The following is a 19,986-nucleotide window of genomic DNA, read 5'->3' as shown; positions in this document are numbered from 1 at the left end:
TAGTTTATTTGGAGCTCTCACTACCTTTTTAGAAACAACGCATGGCACGTATCACTCATGCCGAGTGTAAAAAATTTATTTTGTATCGCAAATTAAAACCTCCCTTTTTGTGATAAATATCACCAAAAAGTAGTCTTTACCTCCCAGATTGCTGGCCATCACACAAAACTTATTTTATCATTCAAAAAATCAACCGGACGGACGATTCACGCGAGAATCATAAAGCTGGGTTACGCTTACGACTCCCGCAGGCCCGTACAGTATAGCTTTAGTTTACTTATCCCAAGAGGTGTTAGATGAGACTTATCCCACTGAAAGATACCGCACAAGTCGGCAAATGGGCCGCGCGTCATATCGTTCAACGCATCAACGCATTCAAGCCAACCGCAGAGCGCCCGTTTGTGCTCGGCCTGCCTACCGGCGGCACGCCGCTGGAAGCCTACAAACATCTGATTGCGATGCACAAAGCAGGTGAAGTAAGCTTTAAGCATGTTGTGACTTTCAACATGGACGAGTACGTTGGCCTGCCGCAGGAACACCCGGAAAGCTATCACACCTTCATGTACCGCAACTTCTTTGACCACGTTGATATTCCTCGTGAAAACATCAACCTGCTGAACGGCAACGCCGCGGATGTCGACGCCGAGTGCCGCCAGTACGAAGAGAAGATCAAGTCTTACGGCAAAATTAACCTGTTCATGGGCGGCGTGGGCATCGACGGCCACATCGCGTTCAACGAACCGGCTTCGTCCCTGGCTTCGCGCACCCGCATCAAAACGCTGACCGAAGACACCCGCATCGCCAACTCGCGCTTCTTCGGCGGCGACGTCAGCCTGGTGCCGAAATATGCGCTGACCGTCGGCGTGGGCACGCTGCTGGACGCGGAAGAAGTGATGATCCTGGTGACCGGCCACGCCAAGGCGCAGGCGCTGGAAGCCGCAGTGGAAGGCAACATCAACCACATGTGGACCATCAGCTGCCTGCAGCTGCACGCCAAAGCAGTGGTGGTGTGCGACGAACCGGCCACCATGGAGCTGAAAGTCAAAACCGTCAAATACTTCCGCGAGTTAGAAGCGGAAAGCGTTAAAAGTCTTTAATCTTTGCAGGGGGCTACGATGTTCGCTTTAACCCACGGCCGAATCTATACCGGCCACGACGTACTTGATGACCATGCAGTCATTATCGCTGATGGGCTGATCGAGAGAGTCTGCCCGGCGGCTGAATTGCCCGCCGGCATCGAAACGCGCGACCTGGGTGGCGCCATCCTGGCCCCCGGGCTTATCGACGTGCAGCTGAACGGCTGCGGCGGCGTACAGTTCAACGATTCGCTGGAAGCGATTTCGGAGGAAACGCTGGAGATCATGCAGCGCGCCAACGAGAAATCCGGCTGCACCAGCTATCTGCCGACGCTGATCACCAGCAGCGACGAATTCATGAAGCACAGCGTCGACGTGATGCGCGCTTATCTGAAAAAGCACCAAAACCAGGCGCTGGGCCTGCACCTGGAAGGGCCGTATCTCAGCCCGGTGAAAAAAGGCACCCATAACCCGGCGTTCATTCGCAAGCCAACTCAGGAAATGATCGATTACCTGTGTGCCAACGCCGACGTGATCACCAAGGTGACGCTGGCGCCGGAAATGGTTGAACCGCACTTTATCAAGCAGCTGACCGAGGCCGGCATCGTGGTCTCCGCCGGCCACTCTAACGCCACCTACGATCAGGCGCGCACCGGCTTCGCCGCCGGCATCAGCTTCGCCACCCACCTGTACAACGCCATGCCGTATATCACCGGCCGCGAACCGGGGCTGATGGGCGCGATCTTCGATACGCCGGAGGTCTATACCGGCATCATCGCCGACGGCCATCACGTGGCTTGGGCGAGTATCCGTAACGCCAAACGCCTGAAAGGTGATAAATTGGTGCTGGTCACCGACGCGACCGCGCCGGCGGGTGCAGATATTGACCAATTTATTTTCGCCGGTAAAACAATATACTATCGGGACGGGCTGTGCGTGGATGAGAACGGTACCCTGAGCGGTTCCGCACTGACCATGATCGAAGCGGTGCAAAACAGCGTCGAGCATATCGGCATCGCGCTGGACGAAGCGCTGCGCATGGCGACGCTGTACCCGGCGCGCGCCATCGGCGTCGAGCACCGTCTGGGCACCATCGAAGCCGGCAAGGTGGCTAACCTGACCGCCTTCACCCGTGATTTCAAGATCACCAAAACGCTCGTTAACGGTAACGAGGTTTAATTCAATGAACAGCGAGTAACATTATTGATGAGCACTGGCGGACAAGCACAAATAGGGAACGTTGACTTAGTCAAACAACTTAACGGCGCGGCAGTTTACCGCCTGATCGACCAGCAGGGCCCGATCTCGCGCATTCAAATTGCCGAACTCAGCCAGCTTGCCCCCGCCAGCGTCACCAAAATTACTCGCCAGCTGCTGGAGCGCGGGCTGATCAAAGAAGTCGATCAGCAAGCCTCCACCGGCGGCCGCCGCGCGATCTCCATCGTGTCGGAAACCCGTCATTTCCATACCGTCGCGGTGCGTCTCGGCCGTCACGATGCCACCATCACCCTGTATGACATGAGCGGTAAATCGCTCAGCGAAGAACACTATCCGCTGCCGGAACGCACCCAGGAAACGCTGGAGAATGCGCTGTTCGCTGCCATCGCCCAATTCATCGACGCTAACCAGCGCCGCCTGCGCGAGCTGATCGCCATCGCGGTGATCCTGCCTGGCCTGGTGGATCCGGCGCTGGGCGTGGTGCGCTACATGCCGCACATCAGCGTCAGCAACTGGGCGCTGGTGGATAATCTGCAGCAGCGCTTCAACGTCACCAGCTTCGTCGGCCACGACATCCGCAGCCTGGCGCTGGCGGAGCACTACTTCGGTGCCACCCGCGACTGCGAAGACTCGATTCTGGTGCGCCTGCACCGCGGCACCGGCGCCGGCATCATCGTCAACGGGCAGATTTTTCTCGGCAACAACGGCAACGTCGGCGAGATCGGCCATATCCAAATCGATCCGCTGGGTGAACGCTGCCACTGCGGCAACTTCGGCTGCCTGGAAACGGTGGCCGCCAACGCGGCGATCGAACAGCGCGTGCGCCAGCTGTTGAGCCAGGGCTACCCGAGCAAACTGACGCTGGAAGACTGCGGCATCAACGCCATCTGCAAGGCCGCCAACCGCGGCGATCTGCTGGCCAGCGAAGTGATCGAACACGTCGGCCGCTATCTGGGCAAGGCAGTGGCCATCGCCATCAACCTGTTCAATCCGCAGAAGGTGGTGATCGCCGGTGAGATCACCGAAGCGGACAAGGTGCTACTGCCGGCCATCCAGAGCTGCATCAATACCCAGGTGCTGAAGGACTTCCGCAAAAACTTGCCGGTCGTGACCTCCGAACTCAATCATCGCTCGGCGATCGGCGCTTTCGCCCTGGCCAAACGCGCGATGCTCAACGGCGTGCTCTTGCAGCGATTGCTGGAAAGCTGATCCGCCGCTTCTGGCAGGTGTGTTATCGTCACCCCTTGCCTGCCGTAATCATGAGAAACAGCGACAAATGAAAATCAAAAACGTTATATGCGATATCGACGGCGTGCTGCTGCATGACAATACGCCGGTACCCGGCGCCGACCTGTTCCTGGCGCGCATCCAGGAACAAGGCATGCCGCTGGTGGTGCTGACCAACTATCCGTCGCAAACCGCGCAGGATCTGGCGAACCGCTTCGCCTCCGCCGGGCTGGAAGTGCCGGAGAGCGCGTTCTACACCTCGGCGATGGCCACCGCCGATTTCCTGCGCCGTCAGGAAGGCAAAAAGGCCTACGTGGTCGGCGAAGGCGCCCTGATCCATGAGCTGTACAAAGCCGGCTTCACCATCACCGATATCAACCCGGACTTCGTGATCGTCGGGGAAACCCGCTCTTACAACTGGGAAATGATGCACAAAGCCGCCTACTTCGTCAGCAACGGCGCGCGCTTTATCGCCACCAACCCGGATAGCCACGGCCACGGCTTCTCGCCGGCCTGCGGCGCGCTGTGCGCCCCCATCGAGAAGATCACCGGCCGCAAACCGTTTTACGTCGGCAAGCCCAGCCCGTGGATCATTCGCGCCGCATTGAACAAAATGCAGGCGCACTCGGAAGAGACGGTGATCGTCGGCGACAACCTGCGCACCGATATTCTGGCAGGCTTCCAGGCCGGCCTGGAAACCGTTCTGGTGTTGTCCGGCGTCTCCACGCTGAGCGACATCGAAACCATGCCGTTCCGCCCGAGCTACGTCTACCCTTCCGTCGCCGATATCACCCTTTTCTGATACGGCCATGGCGGCTGCCCGGCCGCCATTATTTCCCTCTCTTTATCGCCAGCGTGAATTTAATTCGCGCATGGCCGTAAAAGGTTTCAGCCTGCCTGCGTTAAAAATCCTCATTATAACTTTACGCCCCGCCAATAAAGGATATTGCCGGCGAGCGGAAAACCCTTACCCCTGATTAATGAGGCTACCATGAGCACAAATAACAGTATTAATGCCCTCGCCGCCGATGACGCGGCCACTATGCCGACGATCGCCAATAAAAAAATCCTGATGGGTTTCTGGCACAACTGGGCCGCCGGCGCCAGTGACGGCTATCAGCAGGGCCAGTTCGCCAATATGAACCTGACCGATATTCCCGCCGAGTACAACGTGGTGGCCGTCGCCTTTATGAAAGGCCAGGGCATCCCGACCTTCAAGCCTTACAACCTGTCCGACGCCGAGTTTCGCCGCCAGGTGGGCGTGTTGAACAGCCAGGGCCGCGCGGTGCTGATCTCCCTCGGCGGCGCAGACGCGCACATCGAGCTGAAGGCCGGCGACGAAGACAAGCTGAAAGACGAGATTATTCGCCTGGTGGAAGTCTATGGCTTCGACGGTCTGGATATCGATCTGGAACAGGCGGCGATCGGCGCCGCCAATAATAAAACCGTCTTGCCTGCGGCGTTGAAAAAAGTAAAAGACTATTACGCCGCGCAGGGAAAAAACTTTATTATCAGCATGGCGCCGGAATTCCCGTATTTACGCACTAACGGCACCTATCTGGATTATATCAACGCCCTTGAAGGCTATTACGACTTTATCGCGCCACAATATTACAACCAGGGCGGCGACGGTATTTGGGTCGATGAACTCAACGCCTGGATCACGCAGAATAATGACGCCATGAAAGAGGACTTCCTCTACTATCTGACGGAAAGCCTGGTCACCGGCACCCGCGGCTATGCGAAGATCCCGGCAGCGAAATTCGTCATCGGCCTGCCGAGCAACAACGACGCCGCCGCTACCGGCTACGTGGTCAACAAACAGGCGGTGTATAACGCCTTCTCGCGTCTCGACGCCAAAAACCTGTCGATCAAGGGTCTGATGACCTGGTCAATCAACTGGGACAACGGCAAGAGCAAAGCCGGCGTAGCCTACAATTGGGAGTTCAAAACCCGCTATGCGCCGCTGATTCAGGGTGGCGTTACCCCGCCGCCGGGAAAGCCTAATGCGCCGACGGCGCTGACGGTCTCCGAACTGGGCGCCACTTCGCTGAAACTGAGCTGGGCCGCCGCCACCGGCGCTTTCCCGATCGCCAGCTACACCGTCTACCGCAACGGCAACCCGATCGGCCAGACCGCCGGCCTGTCGCTGGCCGACAGCGGCCTGACCCCGGCCACCCAATACAGCTACTTCGTTACCGCCACCGATACCCAGGGCAATACCTCGCTGCCCAGCAGCGCGTTGGCGGTCAAAACCGCCAACGACGGAACGCCGCCCGATCCGGGCGCGCCCGAGTGGCAGAACAGCCACAGCTATAAAGCCGGCGATGTGGTGAGCTATAAAGGCAAGAAATACACCTGCATTCAGGCGCACACCTCAAACGTCGCCTGGACGCCGGACGTCGCCTTCACCCTGTGGCAACTCATCGCCTAATCGCTAATCGATTGCCGGTCGCACTGGCCGGCAATCCTGCTATCGCGTTAAAAATTGCATAATCGATAATTTTTAACGCCGATAACTGAAAATCCGTCAAAAACCATCGCCACACAAACAACTATTTCTCAGCGTAGGGCTAAAACGCTTGCATCTCCTGCAGCTTTAGGCGCATTTTCATAACCACAGCGCAGCAAAACCGCGTTATCGCTAATGAATCGGCAATGCTGCCCATAACAGTAAAAAACAACATCACAGTCATAAAAGCCCGTTAGGAGAGTTGTATGTGTTCTATTTTCGGTGTGCTCGATCTGAAGTCCGATCCCGTTGAACTGCGCAAGAAAGCGCTGGAACTGTCGCGCCTGATGCGCCATCGCGGCCCGGATTGGTCCGGCGTTTACGCCAGCGATAAAGCCATTCTGGCTCACGAACGCCTGTCGATCGTCGACGTCAACAACGGCGCTCAACCGCTGTACAACGCTGCGCACACCCACGTTTTGGCGGTCAACGGCGAAATTTACAACCATCAGGCGCTGCGCCAGCAGCTGAGCGAGCGCTATGCTTTCCAGACCGGCTCCGACTGTGAAGTGATCCTGGCGCTGTATCAGGAGAAGGGCCCGGACTTCCTCGACGATCTGCAAGGCATGTTCGCCTTCGCCCTGTATGACACCGAGAAAGACGCCTACCTGATCGGCCGCGATCATCTGGGCATCATCCCGCTGTACATGGGCCACGACGAGCACGGCAACCTGTACGTCGCCTCGGAAATGAAAGCGCTGGTGCCGGTATGCCGCACCATCAAGGAATTCCCGGCCGGCAGCTACCTGTGGAGCCAGGACGGGGAGATTCGTGAATACTATCGCCGCGACTGGTTCGATTACGACAGCGTCAAGGACAATGTGACCGACGCCGCCGCCCTGCGCACCGCGCTGGAAGAGTCGGTGAAAAGCCACCTGATGTCCGACGTGCCTTACGGCGTGCTGCTGTCGGGCGGGCTGGATTCCTCGGTCATCTCGGCGATCACCAAGAAGTACGCCGCGCGCCGCGTGGAAGATCAGGAACGCAGCGAGGCCTGGTGGCCGCAGCTGCACTCCTTCGCCGTCGGCCTGGAGGGCTCGCCGGATCTGCGCGCCGCGCAGGAGGTGGCCAACCATCTGGGCACCGTGCACCATGAAATCCACTTCACCGTGCAGGAAGGCCTGGATGCCATCCGCGACGTGATTTATCACATCGAAACCTACGACGTCACCACCATTCGCGCATCGACGCCAATGTACCTGATGTCGCGCAAAATCAAGGCGATGGGCATCAAGATGGTGCTGTCCGGCGAAGGCGCGGACGAAGTGTTCGGCGGCTACCTTTACTTCCATAAGGCGCCGGACGCCCGCGAATTCCACGAAGAAACCGTGCGCAAACTGCTGGCGCTGCATATGTTCGACTGTGCGCGTGCCAACAAGGCGATGTCCGCCTGGGGCGTTGAAGCCCGCGTGCCATTCCTGGACAAGAAATTCCTCGACGTGGCGATGCGCATTAACCCGAAAGATAAAATGTGCGGCAACGGCAAAATGGAAAAGCACATCGTCCGCGAATGTTTCGAGTCCTATTTGCCGGCCAGCGTGGCCTGGCGCCAGAAAGAGCAGTTCTCCGACGGCGTCGGCTACAGCTGGATCGACACGCTAAAAGAGGTCGCTGCGCAGCAAATTAGCGATCAACAGCTCGAAACCGCGCGTTTCCGCTTCCCGTACAACACGCCGACCTCGAAAGAAGGCTACCTGTACCGCGAAATCTTCGAGGAGCTGTTCCCGCTGCCGAGCGCCGCCGAATGCGTACCGGGCGGCCCATCCGTCGCCTGCTCGTCCGCCAAGGCCATCGAATGGGATGAATCGTTCAAGAAGATGGACGATCCTTCCGGCCGCGCCGTCGGCGTGCACCAGGCCGCCTATAAATAATCGCGCGGCATTCTCCCCGGGGCGGGCCTTTTGGCCCGCCTTTTTGTTGCCTTTTCCGCCCGCCAACTGCCTGAATTGCCGATTTTATCGCCATAATGTTCACAACCCAGACAAACGGCGCTTCCGGGCGCTTTTTCGGGAAAAAACTTGTTGACGCAAATCGGTCATATACGCATAATGCGCCCCGCAACGCCGATGAAGGCAAAGCAAAAAAAGAGGGCTACGTAGCTCAGCTGGTTAGAGCACATCACTCATAATGATGGGGTCACAGGTTCGAATCCCGTCGTAGCCACCATCTCTTTTTTGCATTTGCGGGAGTGGCGAAATTGGTAGACGCACCAGATTTAGGTTCTGGCGCCGCAAGGTGTGCGAGTTCAAGTCTCGCCTCCCGCACCATTTCTCTTCATCGTCGGCGCAGTATGTTGATGGGGTATCGCCAAGCGGTAAGGCACCGGTTTTTGATACCGGCATTCCCTGGTTCGAATCCAGGTACCCCAGCCATATTCTTTCGGGAATGGGGTTTCAACATAAGATTTGTTTGCAGGTGGGGTATCGCCAAGCGGTAAGGCACCGGTTTTTGATACCGGCATTCCCTGGTTCGAATCCAGGTACCCCAGCCATAACAAACTGCTTGCAAATCAAAGAAGTAAAAAGTAACATCGGCTACGTAGCTCAGCTGGTTAGAGCACATCACTCATAATGATGGGGTCACAGGTTCAAATCCCGTCGTAGCCACCATAATTGGGGTGTCGCCAAGCGGTAAGGCTCTGGTTTCTGATACCAGCATACCCAGGTTCGAATCCTGGCACCCCAGCCATATTTAGAAAAGCCCGCTTCGGCGGGCTTTTTGCTGTCTGGCGTTCAGCCAAGCCTAACGGGCTCAGCCGCCGCTGAGCCCTGCCGGTTACAATCCCAAGGCGTATTTCAACGCATGCTCTTTCAGCTTGCCCGCCCGCTGCGCGGCCATCAGCGCCAAATTGCGCGCCACGTTCAGCGGCGCCAGGTTATTGCTGAAGGCGGTATAAAACAGATCCATGCCGCTCTGCATCAGCAGATTGTCGGTACGGCGGCGGCGCTGATAGCGCAGCAGCACTGCCTCGCTGCTCCAGTCCTCTCCCTGCTCCCGCGCCTCGCTCAATACGTTCAGCAAGGCATCCACGTCGCGATACCCCAGATTGACGCCCTGCCCGGCCAGCGGATTGATGGTATGCGCCGCATCCCCCAACAGCGCCAGCCCCGGCAGCACGTAACGCTGCGCATGGCGGCGCGTCAGCGGGAACGATCCGGCGGCGTGCACCTTGACCGGCCCCAGCCGCGGCGGGAAGGCGGCGACGATCTCACGCTCCAGCTGCGCCGGCGGCATCGCCTGCAGTTGGCGAATGCGCTGCGGGCTGTCATACCACACCAGCGACGCCCAGCTGTCGTACAGCGGCAGGAAGGCGCGCGGCCCGGACGGGAAGAAGCGCTGCCAGGTCACATCCTGCTGCGGCGCGCCGGTATCGACGGTGATCAACATGCACGCCTGGCGATACTGCCAGCCGTTGGTGCCGATCGCCGCCAGCTTGCGCACCTGCGAGTTGGCGCCGTCGGCGCCGACAACCAGACGCGCCTGCAGCGTTTCACCGCTGTCCAGCGTCAGCTGCCACGCCTTGTCCACCCGCTGCAGCGATTGCAGCCTGGCGGGGCACAGCAGCGTCAAATTGGCGCACTGCGCGAACTGCTGCCACAGCGCCAGCTGCAGAATGCGGTTTTCCACCATGAAGCCCAGCTCCGGCAGCCCCAGTGACAGCGCATCGAACGCCACCCGCGACGATTCCCATTCCCAGGTCTCCAGCCGGCGATACGGCGCCGTGCGCATCGCCGTCACTGCGGGCCAGGCGCCAAGCTGTTTCAGCAGCCCCACCGAGGTGCAGCCGATAGCGGAAATGCGCAGGTCCGGCGGGCTTTGCGCCTCGAACGCCTGCGGCGCCTGATGTTCCAGCAACGCCACCGACCAGCCCGCCTGCGCCAGCCCGAGAGCCGCCGCCGCGCCGACCATGCCGCCGCCCACCACCACCGCGTCATACCGATTTTGAGATGTCTTCATATTGGCTATGTTTTCTGTGTGAATGCTCGCCATCCCACCCGGCATGGCGTTTTGCGCAGTGTACCGGATTTTCGCTTCGGCTTCAGGTTGCGTGCCATTTTCCCCCGCGCTGGTCACAACGGCGGCAAATGATTACAATACGCGCCCTGCATGTCGCGTAACGCAACTTTCGCTCCGCACTGAGTAATGGCAAGTCAATGACGAAAAAACTACATATCAAAACCTGGGGCTGCCAGATGAATGAGTACGATTCATCGAAAATGGCCGACCTGTTGAACAGCACGCACGGCTTCGAGTGGACCGAAAACGCCGAAGAAGCGGACGTGCTGTTGCTGAACACCTGCTCGATCCGCGAAAAAGCGCAGGAGAAAGTTTTCGCCATGCTGGGGCGCTGGCGCTTGCTGAAAGAGAAGAACCCGTCGGTGATCATCGGCGTCGGCGGTTGCGTGGCCTCGCAAGAAGGCGAACTTATCCGCAGCCGCGCGCCTTGCGTCGACGTGGTATTCGGCCCGCAGACCCTGCACCGCCTGCCGGAAATGATCAACCACGTCCAGGGCACCCGCAGCCCGGTGGTCGACATCAGCTTCCCGGAGATCGAAAAATTCGACCGTCTGCCGGAACCGCGCGCCGAAGGCCCGACCGCGTTCGTGTCTATCATGGAAGGCTGCAACAAATACTGTACCTTCTGCGTGGTGCCTTACACCCGCGGGGAGGAAGTGAGCCGCCCGAGCGATGACGTGCTGTTCGAAATCGCCCAGCTGGCGGCGCAGGGCGTGCGTGAAGTCAACCTGCTCGGCCAAAACGTCAACGCTTACCGCGGCGCCACGCATGACGGCGAGATCTGCTCGTTCGCCGAACTGCTGCGCCTGGTGGCGGCCATCGACGGCATCGATCGCATTCGCTTCACCACCAGCCACCCGATCGAGTTCACCGACGACATCATCGCGGTGTACGAAGACACGCCGGAGCTGGTCAGCTTCCTGCACCTGCCGGTGCAGAGCGGTTCGGATCGCATCCTGACCATGATGAAACGCGCCCACACCGCGCTGGAGTACAAGGCGATTATCCGCAAGCTGCGCAAGGCGCGGCCGGCCATTCAGCTCAGCTCCGATTTCATCGTCGGTTTCCCGGGCGAGAGCCAGGCCGACTTCGAACAGACCATGAATCTGATCGCCGACGTCAACTTCGACGTCAGCTTCAGCTTCATCTATTCGTCGCGCCCGGGCACCCCGGCGGCGGACATGGTCGACGACGTCAGCGAAGAAGAGAAAAAACAGCGGCTGTACATTCTGCAGGATCGCATCAACCAGCAGGCGCTGCAGTTCAGCCGCCGCATGCTCGGCACCGTGCAGCGCATTCTGGTGGAAGGCACCTCGCGCAAAAGTGTGATGGAGCTGGCCGGGCGCACCGAATGCAACCGTGTGGTAAACTTCGAAGGCACGCCCGACATGATCGGCCAGTTTGTCGACGTGGAAATTACCGAGGTGCTGACCAACACCCTGCGTGGCGCAGTGGTGCGCACCGAGCAGCAGATGGATCTGCGCGTACATGAATCCCCGCAGTCGGTGATCGCCCGTACCCGCAAAGAAAACGCGCTGGGCGTCGGCATTTACCAGCCCTGACGCCGCGGCGGCTCGCCTTATCGCCGCCCATTCGCGCTACTCCTTACCGTTTCTCCGCCGGGCGCCCGCGCCCGGTGATTTTCTTTTTTTATTTTTTTATTGTTGAAGAGGCGACATAACATGCAACTCCCACACTGCCCGAAGTGCAACTCCGAATACACCTACCAGGACAATGCCCTGTTCATCTGCCCTGAGTGCGCCCACGAGTGGAGCGACAGCGCCCCGGCGGAAGACCAGGACGCGCTGATCGTCAAAGACGCCAACGGCAACCTGCTGGCGGACGGCGACGCGGTCACCGTGATCAAGGACCTGAAGGTTAAAGGCAGCTCCTCGATGCTGAAGATCGGCACCAAGGTGAAAAACATTCGCCTGGTGGAAGGCGATCACAACATCGACTGCAAAATCGACGGCTTCGGCCCGATGAAGCTGAAATCCGAGTTCGTGAAAAAGAACTGATTTCCGCCGGCCTTGTTCTGTGATGACGCGGCGGGCTTTGCGCCGTGCCGCGTTTTTTCCTTATCTTCCCTTGAATTTCGCCGGCGGCGCACAGATAGATCAGCGGTAAACTTGCGCCGTTGCGGCGCACCATGAATAATTCAAGAAAGAGAGTATTCAGGCTCGTCCTGAACGCGCGCGTCCCGGACGCGCTATGTGACATCAACCAGGCCCGATGTGACCTAGAGGAATAGTTTGAACGTCGCAACACAAGAAATTTTGTTAGAGCCCGCAGACAACCAGCGTTTGCTCAGCCTGTGCGGCCCGTTTGATGACAACATCAAGCAGCTCGAGCGCCGATTGGGCATCGAAATCAATCGCCGCGACAACCGTTTCAAGCTGGTCGGCAAGAACCTGTGCGTGGTCGCCGCCGCCGATATCCTGCGCCATCTGTACGTGGATACCGCGCCGATTCGCGGCGTGATCCCGGATATCGATCCGGAGCAAATCCATCTGGCTATCAAAGAGAGCCGGGTGCTGGAACAGGTCGCCGACAGCGTGCCGGATTACGGCAAGGCGGTCACCATCAAAACCAAGCGCGGCATGGTGAAACCGCGCACGCCTAACCAGGCGCAATACATCGCCAACATTCTCGATCACGACATCACCTTCGGCATCGGCCCGGCGGGTACCGGCAAAACCTACCTGGCGGTCGCCGCTGCGGTGGATGCGCTGGAGCGTCAGGAAATTCGCCGCATTCTGCTGACCCGCCCTGCGGTCGAAGCCGGCGAAAAGCTGGGCTTCCTGCCGGGCGATCTGAGCCAGAAGGTCGATCCTTACCTGCGCCCACTGTACGATGCCCTGTTCGAAATGCTGGGCTTCGAGCGCGTGGAGAAGCTCATCGAGCGCAACGTGATCGAAGTCGCGCCGCTGGCCTACATGCGCGGCCGCACGCTGAACGACGCCTTTATCATTCTGGATGAGAGCCAGAACACCACCATCGAACAGATGAAGATGTTCCTGACGCGCATCGGCTTCAACTCGAAGGCGGTCATCACCGGCGACGTCACCCAGATCGACCTGCCGCGCAACCAGAAATCCGGCCTGCGCCACGCGGTGGAAGTGCTGTCGGACGTGGAAGAGCTGAGCTTCAACTTCTTCCACAGCGAAGACGTGGTGCGCCACCCGGTGGTGGCCCGCGTGGTCATCGCCTACGAGGCCTGGGAAGCGGCCGAACAGAAGCGCAAAGACGCGATTGCCGAACAACGTAAGCGCGAGGCGCTCGCCGCCTCCGAGCAGGAGACACCATGAGTCAGGTGATTTTGGATCTGCAGATTGCCTGTGAAAGCAGCGGCGGCCTGCCGGATGAAGCCACTTTCCAGCGCTGGCTGGAAGGCGTGCTGCCGCAATTTCAGGAAGAAGCCGAGGTGACCGTGCGTCTGGTGGACGAAGCGGAAAGCCACGAGCTGAACCTGACCTACCGCGGCAAAGACAAGCCGACCAACGTGCTCTCTTTCCCGTTCGAGGCCCCGCCGGGCATCGAGCTACCGCTGCTCGGCGATCTGATCATCTGCCGCCAGGTGGTTGAACAGGAAGCGATTGAGCAAGGCAAGGCGCTGGAGGCCCACTGGGCGCATATGGTTGTCCACGGCAGCCTTCATCTGCTAGGGTATGACCACATCGAAGACGATGAAGCCGAAGAAATGGAGTCTTTGGAAACCGAAATCATGCACGGACTGGGCTATCCTGATCCGTACCTGGCGGAAAAAGACCCCGTCTGACGTCAGCCGTGTATCCCACAGCCCCCTGCGGGGCTGTCGCTGACGCCCCTTAACTCTGACATGAGTGACAGTAACGAAAACGCCATGAGCGACGACCATTCACAAAGCAATGACAGCCCCAGTCCCAAGAAGGGGTTCTTTACTCTTATCCTTAACCAGCTGTTCCACGGCGAGCCCAAAAACCGTGGCGATCTGGTCGAGCTGATCCGTGATTCCGAACAAAACGACCTGATCGATCCCGATACCCGCGACATGCTGGAAGGCGTGATGGATATCGCCGAGCAGCGCGTGCGCGACATCATGATCCCCCGCTCCCAGATGGTGACGCTCAAGCGTAACCAAACGCTGGAAGAGTGCCTGGACGTGATTATCGACTCCGCCCACTCGCGCTTCCCGGTGATCAGCGAAGACAAAGATCACATCGAAGGCATCCTGATGGCCAAGGATCTGCTGCCGTTCATGCGCGCAGACTCCGAGCCGTTCAGCATCGACAAGGTGCTGCGCACCGCGGTGGTGGTGCCGGAAAGCAAGCGCGTCGACCGCATGCTGAAAGAGTTCCGCTCCCAGCGCTACCACATGGCGATTGTCATTGACGAATTCGGCGGCGTGTCCGGCCTGGTCACCATCGAAGATATTCTGGAACTGATCGTCGGCGAGATCGAAGACGAATACGACGACGAAGACGATCTGGATATCCGCCAGCTCAGCCGCCACATGTATACCGTGCGGGCGTTGGCGCCGATCGAAGACTTCAACGAAGCCTTCGGCACCCATTTCAGCGACGACGAGGTCGATACCATCGGCGGTTTGGTGATGCAGGCCTTCGGTCACCTGCCGGCGCGCGGGGAAACCATTGAAATCGAAGGTTACCTATTTAAAGTTGCCATGGCCGACAGTCGACGTATCATCCAGGTTCATGTAAAAATTCCGGACGATTCTCCACCACCGAAACTGGAAGATTAAATCCAACATGGCTAAAGCCTCATTGCTTGAACGCCAGCGGGTTCGCGCCCTGCTGGCGCTGTTGTCAGGCGCCGGCGGGACGCTGGCGTTCTCCCCCTACGATTTCTGGCCTGCAGCCATCGTCTCCCTATTCGGCCTGCTGGCCGTTACCCTCAATCGCACCACCAAACAGTCCGCCCTGCTCGGCTTTATCTGGGGCTTCGGGCTGTTCGGCAGCGGCATCAACTGGGTGTATGTCAGCATCGCCGATTTCGGCGGCATGCCGTTCGCCGTCAACGTCTTCCTGGTGGTGCTGCTCGCCGCTTACCTGTCGCTGTATACCGGGCTGTTCGCCGGGCTGCTGACGCGCCTGTGGCCGGCTACCCGCTGGTGGCGGCTGGCCCTCGCCGCACCGGCGCTGTGGCAGGTAACCGAATTCCTGCGCGGCTGGGTGCTGACCGGCTTCCCCTGGCTGCAGTTCGGCTACAGCCAGATCAACGGCCCGCTGAAGGGCATCGCGCCGCTGCTGGGCGTCGACGCCATCACCTTTATGCTGATGTCCATCGCCGGCCTGCTGGTATACGCCGTCAATCAGCGCCGCCTCTCGGCTGCGGTGATCGCCGCCGCGCTGCTGCTGTTGCCGTGGCCGCTGCGCCAGCTGCATTGGTTTACTCCGCAGCCGGATAAAGCGGTGAACGTCGCCATGGTGCAGGGCAACATTCCCCAGTCGATGAAGTGGGATCCGAGCATTCTGCTCAGCACGCTGCAAACCTATCTGGATGAAACGCGCCCTTATATGGGCAAAGCGCCGATCATCATCTGGCCGGAATCCGCCATCCCTGACTTCGAGCCGCGTCAGAACGGCTTCCTGACCATGATGGATGACCTGATGCGGGCGAAGAACAGCAGCCTGATCACGGGGATTGTCGATGCGCGCGCCACCCCGCAAGGCGTGCAGGAATACAACAGCGCCATCGTGCTCGGCGAACCGACGCCGTACAGCTATCCGGCCAAAGATCGCTACAACAAGCACCACCTGGTGCCGTTTGGCGAATTCGTGCCGCTGGGTGAGCTGCTGCGCCCTATCGCACCGTTCTTCAATCTGCCGATGTCCGGTTTCAGCCGCGGCGACTATGTGCAGCCGCAGCTCAGCGTGCGCGGTTACAACCTGACGGCGGCGATCTGCTACGAGATCGTGCTGGGCCAGCAGGTGCGCGATAACTTCCGCCCGGACACCAACTTCCTGCTGACCATCTCCAACGACGCCTGGTTCGGCCACTCCATCGGTCCGTGGCAACACTTCCAGATGGCGCGCATGCGCGCGTTGGAGCTCGGCCGGCCGCTGCTGCGCAGCACCAATAACGGCGTTACCGCCGCGGTGGACGCCAACGGCGAGGTGATCGCCGAAATCCCGCAGTTCACCCGCAAGGTGCTCGAAGTGAAGGTCACGCCGACCACCGGCGTCACGCCTTACGCGCGTTTCGGCGGCACGCCGCTGTGGGTGATCACCCTGCTGCTGGGCGGTTGGGCGTTGATGCTGGGCCTGCGCCGCAAATAGTCCTCTTCGCCGGGGCGCGCCCGCCGCGCCCCGCGTTCCCGTCAATATTCCTCCCCGGTTAGAAAACGCCGTTAAATCAACGCGGCTGGCACACTCCTTGCTTTATCTATGGCGACCTCGCGCGCCGGTTTACTTTTGCTGACGTTTTGTCGCACCCGTGCACATTTTGGGTGCATCTGACGCACCGCACGGGTGCTTCAGGGTTTTGTTGCATTGATTTGGTGCGCGCGGCGTCTCAAAAAATGAAACATTTTAGTTTCAAGGTATTCACAATCGGTTATTTTTTAACGGCTATCTGTTCTAAGACTATCTTTATAATTTGAGCAATAAATAGTCGATTTAACCTGACGCTCTTTAGTCAGAGCCACCACAACAGCAAAGGAGTTGGACCATGCAAATGCGTAAATTGGCGTTATCGTTACTGCTGCTCGGTGCGGCAGGTAGCGTGGCGCACGCGGAAGACCTGACCGGTACGCTGAAGAAAATCAAAGACAATGGCGTGATCGTTGTCGGCCACCGCGAATCGTCAGTGCCCTTTTCCTACTACGACAACCAACAAAAAGTTGTGGGCTACTCTCAGGACTACTCCAACCAAATCGTTGAAGCTGTTAAGAAAAAGCTTAATGCACCGAATCTGCAGGTGAAAATGCTGCCGATTACCTCGCAGAACCGCATTCCGCTGCTGCAAAACGGCACCTATGACTTCGAGTGCGGCTCCACCACCAATAACCTCGAGCGCCAGAAACAGGCCGCCTTCTCCGACACCATTTTCGTGGTCGGCACCCGCTTGCTGGTGAAGAAAGGCTCCGACATCAAAGACTTTAAAGACCTGGCCGGCAAACCGGTGGTCGTTACCTCCGGCACCACCTCCGAAGTGCTGCTGAACAAGCTGAACGACAGCGACAAAATGAACATGCGCATCATCAGCGCCAAAGACCACGGCGACTCCTTCCGCACCCTGGAAAGCGGCCGCGCGGTGGCCTTTATGATGGATGACGCCCTGCTGGCGGGTGAGCGCGCCAAGGCCAAGAAGCCGGATCAGTGGGAAATCATCGGCACGCCGCAGTCGAAAGAAGCTTACGGCTGCATGCTGCGTAAAGACGATCCTGCGTTCAAGAAACTGGTCGATGACACCATCGTCCAGGCGCAAACCTCCGGCGAAGCGGCCAAGTGGTTTGATAAATGGTTCAAGCAGCCTATTCCACCGAAAAACCTCAACATGAACTTCGAACTGTCGGACGACATGAAGCAGCTGTTCAAAGAACCTAACGACAAGGCATTGAACTAAATAGAATGACAGCCGGAGCGGCCGCCAGGCCAAACCGGCCCAGTTGATGACTGGGACAGACAGGTATGAGGGGGGCCGTTCCCCTCCCTCATTTTCCCCAAGGCGCATCACCGACCTCCGCACACAATAAGCCAGCCAGACTGGCCGCGCGGCGATCGGCGCTCATCAAGTCATCAATCTTCGGCGCTCTGCGCCCGTTTACCGGAGTTTGTTATGTCAATAGATTGGAACTGGGGTATCTTCCTGCAGCAGGCCCCGTTTGGGAACACCACATACCTCGGCTGGATCTGGTCCGGCTTTCAGGTCACGGTGGCCCTCTCCGTCTGTGCATGGATTATCGCTTTCTTCGTCGGTTCGCTGTTCGGTATCTTACGTACCGTACCCAACCGCTTTCTTTCCGCCCTCGGCACCTGTTACGTCGAACTGTTCCGCAACGTGCCGCTGATCGTGCAATTCTTTACCTGGTATCTGGTGATCCCCGAACTGTTGCCGGCCAATATCGGCACCTGGTTTAAAAGCGAGCTGGATCCCAACGTGCAGTTCTTCGTCTCCTCCATGCTCTGCCTGGGGCTGTTTACCGCCGCCCGCGTTTGCGAGCAGGTGCGCGCCGCCATTCAATCCCTGCCGCGCGGTCAGAAAGCGGCCGGGCTGGCGATGGGCCTGACGCTGCCGCAAACCTACCGCTACGTGCTGCTGCCGAACGCCTATCGGGTGATCGTGCCGCCGATGACCTCGGAGATGCTCAACCTGGTCAAAAACTCTGCCATCGCCTCAACCATCGGGCTGGTGGACATGGCCGCACAGGCCGGCAAGCTGTTGGATTACTCCGCACACGCCTATGAATCCTTTACCGCCATCACGCTGGCTTATATCGGCATCAACGCCGTTATCATGCTGTTTATGCGTCTGGTCGAAAAGAAAGTGCAGTTGCCTGGCAACCTGGGGAGTAAATAATGTACGAATTTGACTGGGCGTCGATCGTCCCAAGCTTCCCTTTCCTGCTGCAGGGCATGGCGATCACGCTGAAGATCACCGTGACCGCCATCGTGGTCGGCATCCTGTGGGGCACCGTGCTTGCGGTGATGCGTCTGTCGCCGTTCAAGCCGATCAGCTGGTTCGCCACCCTGTACGTCAACCTGTTCCGCTCGGTGCCGCTGGTGATGGTGCTGCTGTGGTTCTATCTGGTGGTTCCAAGCTTATTACAACAGGTTCTAGGGTTGTCGCCGAAAACCGATATTCGCCTGATCTCGGCTATGGTAGCCTTTTCCCTGTTTGAAGCAGCCTATTACTCGGAAATCATCCGCGCCGGCATTATCAGCATCTCGCGCGGCCAATCCTCCGCCGCGCTGGCGCTGGGCATGACCCACTGGCAATCCATGCGGCTGGTGATCCTGCCGCAGGCGTTTCGTGCCATGGTGCCGCTGCTGCTGACTCAGGGCATCGTGCTGTTCCAGGATACGTCGCTGGTTTACGTTCTGAGCCTGGCCGACTTCTTCCGCACCGCATCGACCATCGGCGAACGCGACGGCACCCAGGTTGAAATGATCCTGTTCGCCGGCTTTGTCTATTTTGTTATCAGCCTCGCCGCCTCGGCGCTGGTAAGCTATTTGAAGAAAAGGACTGTTTGATGATATCCCTGAAAAATGTTTCTAAGTGGTACGGTCACTTTCAGGTGTTGACCGATTGCACCACCGAAGTGAAAAAAGGCGAAGTGGTCGTCGTCTGCGGTCCTTCAGGTTCCGGCAAGTCCACCCTGATCAAAACCGTCAACGGCCTTGAGCCGATCCAGCAGGGCGATATCCTGGTGAACGGCACGCCGGTCAACGACAAGAAAACCAATCTGGCGCAGCTGCGCGCCAAGGTCGGCATGGTGTTCCAACACTTTGAGCTGTTCCCGCATCTGTCGATCATCGACAACCTGACGCTGGCGCAGGTGAAAGTGCTCAAGCGCGACAAAACCGCCTCACGCGAGAAGGGGCTGAAGCTGCTGGAACGCGTCGGCCTTTCCGCCCACGCCAACAAGTTCCCCGGTCAGCTGTCCGGCGGCCAGCAGCAGCGCGTCGCCATCGCCCGCGCGCTGTGCATGGATCCGATCGCCATGCTGTTCGATGAACCGACCTCGGCGCTCGATCCGGAAATGATCAATGAAGTGCTGGACGTGATGGTCGAGCTGGCGAACGAAGGCATGACCATGATGGTGGTGACCCACGAAATGGGCTTCGCCCGCAAAGTGGCGAACCGGGTGATCTTTATGGACGAAGGCAAAATCGTCGAAGACCGCAACAAAGACGATTTCTTCAACAACCCCGAATCCGAGCGCGCCAAGGACTTCCTGGCCAAGATCCTGCACTAAGTTCCCTCTATGCGCCC

17 protein-coding genes and 6 tRNA genes are annotated in these 19,986 nt (G+C 58.8%); 22 read left to right on the top strand and 1 reads right to left on the bottom strand.

Features of this window, described 5'->3' with window-relative positions; translation table 11 throughout:
- The first annotated feature begins 296 nt into the window (after positions 1-296).
- The 12 genes from nagB (at position 297) to ATE40_RS02660 (ending at position 8,721) form a co-directional block, all read left to right on the top strand.
- Complete coding sequence (nagB, locus tag ATE40_RS02715) at positions 297-1,097, top strand: glucosamine-6-phosphate deaminase (protein WP_004939952.1); 801 nt, start codon at positions 297-299, stop codon at positions 1,095-1,097.
- A gap of 18 nt (positions 1,098-1,115) precedes the next feature.
- A complete protein-coding gene (gene nagA / locus ATE40_RS02710; protein WP_025160041.1) occupies positions 1,116-2,255 on the top strand; it encodes an N-acetylglucosamine-6-phosphate deacetylase in 1,140 nt (379 codons plus the stop codon).
- A 27-nt stretch (positions 2,256-2,282) separates the two neighbouring features.
- A complete protein-coding gene (gene nagC / locus ATE40_RS02705) occupies positions 2,283-3,503 on the top strand; it encodes a DNA-binding transcriptional regulator NagC (protein ID WP_019454064.1) in 1,221 nt (406 codons plus the stop codon).
- Between the two features lie 67 nt (positions 3,504-3,570).
- Complete coding sequence (locus ATE40_RS02700; protein WP_019454065.1) at positions 3,571-4,323, top strand: HAD-IIA family hydrolase; 753 nt, start codon at positions 3,571-3,573, stop codon at positions 4,321-4,323.
- Positions 4,324-4,512: 189 nt separating this feature from the next.
- On the top strand, positions 4,513-5,955 hold the full coding sequence (chiC, locus tag ATE40_RS02695) for a chitinase ChiC (RefSeq protein WP_063918896.1): 1,443 nt from the start codon (positions 4,513-4,515) through the stop codon (positions 5,953-5,955).
- A 284-nt stretch (positions 5,956-6,239) separates the two neighbouring features.
- Positions 6,240-7,904 (top strand): asparagine synthase B, encoded by a 1,665-nt coding sequence (gene asnB, locus ATE40_RS02690; RefSeq protein WP_019454068.1) that lies wholly within the window; start codon positions 6,240-6,242, stop codon positions 7,902-7,904.
- A 218-nt stretch (positions 7,905-8,122) separates the two neighbouring features.
- Positions 8,123-8,199 (top strand) — tRNA-Met (locus ATE40_RS02685).
- A 16-nt stretch (positions 8,200-8,215) separates the two neighbouring features.
- Positions 8,216-8,300: transfer RNA gene (locus tag ATE40_RS02680), tRNA-Leu, on the top strand.
- A 30-nt stretch (positions 8,301-8,330) separates the two neighbouring features.
- Positions 8,331-8,405 (top strand) — tRNA-Gln (locus ATE40_RS02675).
- Between the two features lie 44 nt (positions 8,406-8,449).
- Positions 8,450-8,524: transfer RNA gene (locus tag ATE40_RS02670), tRNA-Gln, on the top strand.
- Positions 8,525-8,565: 41 nt separating this feature from the next.
- Positions 8,566-8,642 (top strand) — tRNA-Met (locus tag ATE40_RS02665).
- A 4-nt stretch (positions 8,643-8,646) separates the two neighbouring features.
- Positions 8,647-8,721 (top strand) — tRNA-Gln (locus tag ATE40_RS02660).
- Positions 8,722-8,808: 87 nt separating this feature from the next.
- On the opposite strand, the gene ubiF is transcribed toward ATE40_RS02660, so the two are convergent.
- On the bottom strand, positions 8,809-9,990 hold the full coding sequence (gene ubiF / locus ATE40_RS02655; protein ID WP_063918895.1) for a 3-demethoxyubiquinol 3-hydroxylase: 1,182 nt from the start codon (positions 9,988-9,990) through the stop codon (positions 8,809-8,811).
- Positions 9,991-10,187: 197 nt separating this feature from the next.
- Here ubiF and miaB point away from each other — a divergent pair, with 197 nt between their 5' ends.
- The 10 genes from miaB to ATE40_RS02605 all read left to right on the top strand — a co-directional run bounded on the left by miaB (position 10,188) and on the right by ATE40_RS02605 (position 19,969).
- The gene (gene miaB / locus ATE40_RS02650) at positions 10,188-11,612 is read left to right on the top strand and encodes a tRNA (N6-isopentenyl adenosine(37)-C2)-methylthiotransferase MiaB (protein WP_038877474.1); all 1,425 of its coding nucleotides are present in this window, start codon (positions 10,188-10,190) and stop codon (positions 11,610-11,612) included.
- A 120-nt stretch (positions 11,613-11,732) separates the two neighbouring features.
- Positions 11,733-12,068: a zinc ribbon domain-containing protein YjdM gene (locus ATE40_RS02645; protein ID WP_004939967.1), complete on the top strand. Its 336-nt coding sequence runs from the start codon at positions 11,733-11,735 to the stop codon at positions 12,066-12,068.
- A 234-nt stretch (positions 12,069-12,302) separates the two neighbouring features.
- On the top strand, positions 12,303-13,358 hold the full coding sequence (locus ATE40_RS02640; protein ID WP_004939969.1) for a PhoH family protein: 1,056 nt from the start codon (positions 12,303-12,305) through the stop codon (positions 13,356-13,358).
- Complete coding sequence (gene ybeY / locus ATE40_RS02635; RefSeq protein WP_063918894.1) at positions 13,355-13,828, top strand: rRNA maturation RNase YbeY; 474 nt, start codon at positions 13,355-13,357, stop codon at positions 13,826-13,828. Before ATE40_RS02640 ends, ybeY begins: the two co-directional genes overlap by 4 nt.
- An 84-nt stretch (positions 13,829-13,912) precedes the next feature.
- Complete coding sequence (corC, locus tag ATE40_RS02630) at positions 13,913-14,791, top strand: CNNM family magnesium/cobalt transport protein CorC (RefSeq protein WP_004939973.1); 879 nt, start codon at positions 13,913-13,915, stop codon at positions 14,789-14,791.
- 7 nt (positions 14,792-14,798) lie between these two features.
- Positions 14,799-16,328, top strand: coding sequence for an apolipoprotein N-acyltransferase (gene lnt, locus ATE40_RS02625; RefSeq protein WP_063918893.1), 1,530 nt, complete (start codon positions 14,799-14,801; stop codon positions 16,326-16,328).
- A 391-nt stretch (positions 16,329-16,719) separates the two neighbouring features.
- On the top strand, positions 16,720-17,616 hold the full coding sequence (locus ATE40_RS02620; RefSeq protein ID WP_019454073.1) for an amino acid ABC transporter substrate-binding protein: 897 nt from the start codon (positions 16,720-16,722) through the stop codon (positions 17,614-17,616).
- Between the two features lie 213 nt (positions 17,617-17,829).
- The gene (locus tag ATE40_RS02615; RefSeq protein WP_019454074.1) at positions 17,830-18,570 is read left to right on the top strand and encodes an amino acid ABC transporter permease; all 741 of its coding nucleotides are present in this window, start codon (positions 17,830-17,832) and stop codon (positions 18,568-18,570) included.
- On the top strand, positions 18,570-19,244 hold the full coding sequence (gene gltK, locus ATE40_RS02610; RefSeq protein WP_019454075.1) for a glutamate/aspartate ABC transporter permease GltK: 675 nt from the start codon (positions 18,570-18,572) through the stop codon (positions 19,242-19,244). Before ATE40_RS02615 ends, gltK begins: the two co-directional genes overlap by 1 nt.
- Entirely contained in the window at positions 19,244-19,969 is a 726-nt protein-coding gene (locus ATE40_RS02605) for an amino acid ABC transporter ATP-binding protein (protein WP_019454076.1), read from the top strand. Before gltK ends, ATE40_RS02605 begins: the two co-directional genes overlap by 1 nt.
- The last annotated feature ends 17 nt before the right edge of the window (positions 19,970-19,986 follow it).

It is taken from the genome of Serratia surfactantfaciens, from assembly GCF_001642805.2.
Lineage (GTDB): Bacteria > Pseudomonadota > Gammaproteobacteria > Enterobacterales > Enterobacteriaceae > Serratia > Serratia surfactantfaciens.
The sequence above is the reverse complement of the archived record's forward strand: the minus strand, read 5'-3'. Positions and strand labels throughout refer to the sequence as shown.